Source organism: Dokdonella sp., from assembly GCF_039926425.1.
Lineage (GTDB): Bacteria > Pseudomonadota > Gammaproteobacteria > Xanthomonadales > Rhodanobacteraceae > Dokdonella_A.
In genome coordinates this window covers 1-4,526 of the sequence record NZ_JBDSWZ010000020.1, presented here as the reverse complement: position 1 = coordinate 4,526, position 4,526 = coordinate 1, and the positions used below count along the sequence as shown (strand labels likewise).

Below are 4,526 nucleotides of genomic sequence, written 5' to 3'. Positions count from 1 at the left end.
CGTGTCGCCCCTCTCCGACGGGGAGTGGCAGAAGCGCGAAGCGCTCAAGGTCAAGATGATTGCGCAGCGCGTGAAACTGAAGCTGATGCGCGATCGAACCGATGAGCTGAAGCAGGCTCTCGAGCGTTTTCGCACGCAGCGCAACACGATGAGTGCCTGATCGCGCAAGGCATCGTTTGCCTGACTCACCCGCCCGATCCCGCGCTCCTTCGCTGACGCAGGTCGACGCTGGTAGCGACGTCGCGACGCAGGACACGGTCGCTGGTGGATTCACGTTTCCACTGCGCACGACGAATGACGACCTGCGCCCCAGCGCTCGCTCCCAGCCCAAGCAATTTCAAACCTCTCGTCGACCTTGAACCCCGTCGCCGCCTCGCCCCACCGGCGCACGGCGCGTGGCACGAGCCGGTATACTCCGCGTCTTTGCGCCGCACCTTGCGGCCGCGAACTTCCGCGAATGAACCCGAACTTCCTCGATTTCGAACAACCGATCGCCGACCTGGATACGAAAATCCAGGAACTGCGGCGTGCCAGCCATGGGCAGGCGTTCAATATCGACGACGAAGTCGCGACGCTGGAAGGCAAGTTGAAGGTGAAGACGGCGGAGATCTTCCGCAGCCTCACTCCGTGGCAGGTTGCGCAGGTTGCGCGCCATCCGGGACGCCCGTACACGCTCGATTACATCGGCGTCATCTGCGAGGAATTCCACGAATTGGCGGGCGACCGCGCGTATGCGGACGATGCTGCGATCGTCGGCGGGCTTGCCCGCATCAACGGGCGCAGCATGATGGTGATCGGCCACCAGAAAGGCCGTGACACCAAGACGAAGGTACGGCGCAATTTCGGCATGCCGCGCCCGGAAGGCTACCGCAAAGCGCTGCGCCTGATGCAGATGGCTGAACGCTTTTCGCTTCCGGTGATCACGTTCATCGATACTCCTGGTGCCTACCCCGGCGTCGGCGCAGAGGAGCGCGGCCAGAGCGAGGCGATCGCCAGGAACCTGCTTGAAATGGCGGGCTTGCGCGTGCCGATCATCTGCAACGTGATTGGTGAAGGCGGATCCGGAGGCGCACTCGCCATCGGCGTCGGCGACCGCACCAACATGCTCGAATACAGCACCTATTCGGTGATCACGCCGGAAGGCTGCGCGTCGATCCTGTGGAAGACCGCTGCGCGCGCGAAGGACGCCGCCGAAGCGCTCGGTCTCACCGCGTCCCGTCTGAAGGAATTCGGCCTGATCGACCGGATCGTGCGCGAACCGCTCGGCGGCGCACATCGCAATCCAAAGGGCATGGCTGTTCGGTTGAAAGCAATCATCCTCAACCAGCTTGACGAGCTCGATCTGCTCGACCCGGAAGCATTGCTTGAGCGACGCTACGAACGCCTGCGCAGCTACGGCGCGCAGACCGGCTGAGGCCGGCGCCGTGATGTCGCCGCGACTCGGTTCTCCACGCTGACGTCATTCGCGCGCATGCGGGAATCGCAACTGCCTGCGGGACGACCGTTCGTGTTCCAACAAGCCCGGCCCTTCGAGCCGCGGATCCTCGGCATCCCGATACAGCTCCTGTCGATCGCCCTTGCGATCGCCGCGCCGACGTGCGCGTTCACGACCGAACTCGCGACGGAAGAGGAGCCGGTCGTCGACTCGGCCTCGCTGGTGCAGCCAGCGCTGCTGTCCGGACCCGGCTTCAGCGTCGACACGCGCGTCGAATTGCGCGGATACATGGCGCACTTCATGCTCGACACACCGGTCGGCCCACTCGCCGCGGACAGCGTGGACATGCTCGCCGAGCGCGAAGCCGAGCTGCCCGCACTCGACGTGCTCGACAAGGCGACGCGGTCCGACGCCTTTCTCGGCGCTGCAGGCCGCCGTCTTGCCGACACGGGAAGGATGATGGAGAACATCGTGCTGCACCCGATCGACACGGTGCTTGGAATTCCGGCCGGCGTCGCGCGCTATTTCGGCAATCGGCTGAAGAAGATCGGCACGCAGGCGCAGGCGCTGTCCGACCGCACCGGCCGAACGCTCGGCAGCAGTGGAAATCCCTACCCCTCCGGCGACGGTCCGATGACCGACGCGCGCGATGACGGCTCGACACACGCACCGAAAGCGAAAAAGCACTGGTACTCGCGCATCGGCAAGGAACTCGAACGCGAGGCCAAGCGGAGGCTGAAGTACAACCAGGCCAAGCGCGAACTCGCCGAACGTCTCGGCATCGATCCCTACAACGGCAATCCGTACATCCAGGCGCGCCTGTCGAGTCTCGCATGGGTCGCAAGCGGCGGAAATTTCAGTGCAGGGACCGCCCTCGGAACCGTCGGCGGAGCTGCGGCGACCGTACTGGGCCAGAGTGGCCGAATCAACGACGTGGTGTGGAAACTCTCACCCGACGACCTTCGCGAGCGCAATGCGACACGTCTGCTCGCCCACTGCAGCGACGACCTGCTGGTGCGCCAGTTCCTTCGGCGCGGCGCATTTTCACCGACGTTGCAGACCGCCCTCGCCGACGTGCTGGATACGCTGAAGCCTGCGTCGGGGTGCAATGCGTTGCTCGAGCTCGGCATCACCGCGAAATCCGAACTCGAAGCGCGGTTCGTCGTCAACGCATTGCGCATGGTGGTGGCGCACCTGGGCGATCGATCCATCGGCGGCGCCGCGCTTTCCATCGGCGCAGGGCTCGGCTATCGCGCGCTCGACGGTGAACTGGTTCTGCCGCTGCCGGTCGACCGGCTGTCGTGGACGAACGAGGTCCGCACGTTTGTCGATCGCAGGGACTTCTCCGCCCCCACCAAGACCGTGCTGATTGGCGGCAATGCGAGTCTGCAGGCGCGACGTGGCCTCGCCGAACGCGGCTGGAGCATCGTCACTCGCTTCCCCTGGCCAGGCTCGCCGCCCTATGCGCGCAGCGGCGAGCCGTCACCGGTCGACCTTGGCGAGTAGGCGAACGGACGCGTGGCCGATTCCGTATGGCTGCGCCGCATGCCTGATCGTCTCGCAGGCCAGTGCATTCACGCTCCCCAGCGCGCCGATGATGACGGACAATGCCGTCTTTCCCAGCTTCGGAAGCCGTCATGGAACCCAACGCACGCGCACGTCTCGAATCCGAACTCGCCTCGATACGCGAACAGGGCCTGTACAAGTCCGAACGCGTGATCACCACCCCGCAGTCGGCGCAGATCCGCACCACCGACAGCGGCGACGTACTGAATTTCTGCGCCAACAACTACCTCGGTCTCGCCGACCATCCGGACGTGATCGCCGCAGCGAAAGACGCTCTCGATACCCACGGGTTCGGACTCGCGTCCGTGCGCTTCATTTGTGGAACGCAAGACCTGCACAAGCAGCTTGAAGCGACGATCTCGCGTTTCTTCGGAACCGACGACAGCATCCTCTATACCAGCTGCTTCGACGCAAACGGTGGATTGTTCGAAACGATTCTCAACGACGAGGACGTGGTGATCTCCGACGCACTCAATCACGCGTCGATCATCGACGGCATCCGCCTGTGCAAGGCCGAGCGTCGACGCTACGCCAACAGCGACATGGACGAGCTGGAAAAGCACCTCGCCGAAACGCAAGGCAAGCGCACGCGTCTGATCGCGACCGACGGCGTGTTCTCGATGGACGGCTATATCGCGAAACTCGACCGGATCGTCGCGCTGAAGAAAAAATACAACGCATTGCTGATGGTCGATGATTCGCACGCAACCGGTTTCGTCGGACCGACCGGCCGCGGCTCGGCAGAGTTGCACGGCGTGATGGCCGACGTTGACGTGTTCACCTCGACGCTCGGCAAAGCGCTCGGCGGCGGCTCAGGCGGATTCACCAGCGGCAGCCAACCGATCATCGACCTGCTGCGCCAGCGCTCGCGACCCTACCTGTTTTCCAACACGTTGCCACCGCCGCTCGTCGCCGCGTCGATCAAGGTGTTCGAGATGCTCTCGTCGAGCACCGCGCTGCGCGACAAGGTCAACGACAACGCGCTGTATTTCCGCCAGCGGATGACCGACGCCGGTTTCGACATCCGGCCCGGCACGCATCCCATCGCGCCGGTGATGCTCGGCGATGCGAAGCTGGCACAGTCCTTTGCGCAGGAACTGCTTGCGGAAGGCATCTACGTGATCGGCTTTTTCTACCCGGTCGTGCCGCAAGGCCAGGCACGCATCCGTACTCAGATGAGCGCGGCGCACACGCACGAGCAGATCGATGCGCTGGTGGCTGCCTTCATCAAGGTTGGCAAGAAACTCGGGGTGCTGAAATAGCCGGGTCCAACCGAAGGGACTGGAACGCGCCGAAGAGCGGAGATCACGAATCCGCTTTCTCTTGCGCAGCGCTTGTGGTCGCGTTTTCGCTATTTTGCGTCTTCTGGAATGGCGAGATCGAGATCAAGAGCGCTCCCTTCCGCCTTCGGCACCTTCCCCCGCTGCGCAGGGGAAGGAAAAACTGCACGAGAACCATCGCCAACCTGGAATGCGATCGATCGTCTCCCCGCGCGAAGCGGGACGTGTGCCACGTTGTCCCGCGG

The 4,526-nt window shown here is 63.9% G+C and carries 3 protein-coding genes; all 3 read left to right on the top strand.

From position 1 onward, the window contains the following. Positions 1-457: 457 nt before the first annotated feature. The 3 genes from ABIV12_RS01135 (at position 458) to kbl (ending at position 4,263) form a co-directional block, all read left to right on the top strand. Positions 458-1,414 (top strand): acetyl-CoA carboxylase carboxyltransferase subunit alpha, encoded by a 957-nt coding sequence (locus tag ABIV12_RS01135; protein ID WP_348055371.1) that lies wholly within the window; start codon positions 458-460, stop codon positions 1,412-1,414. 93 nt (positions 1,415-1,507) lie between these two features. After that, positions 1,508-2,941, top strand: a complete 1,434-nt coding sequence (locus tag ABIV12_RS01130; protein ID WP_348055366.1) for a hypothetical protein — start codon at positions 1,508-1,510, stop codon at positions 2,939-2,941. A gap of 131 nt (positions 2,942-3,072) precedes the next feature. Further along, the gene (gene kbl / locus ABIV12_RS01125; protein WP_348055364.1) at positions 3,073-4,263 is read left to right on the top strand and encodes a glycine C-acetyltransferase; all 1,191 of its coding nucleotides are present in this window, start codon (positions 3,073-3,075) and stop codon (positions 4,261-4,263) included. The last annotated feature ends 263 nt before the right edge of the window (positions 4,264-4,526 follow it).

Bases quoted from the DNA above. Each gene is read 5' to 3' on its own strand.
- ABIV12_RS01135 (WP_348055371.1), top strand. From the start codon at position 458: ATGAACCCGAACTTCCTCGATTTCGAACAACCGATCGCCGACCTGGAT.
- kbl (WP_348055364.1), top strand. From the start codon at position 3,073: ATGGAACCCAACGCACGCGCACGTCTCGAATCCGAACTCGCCTCGATA.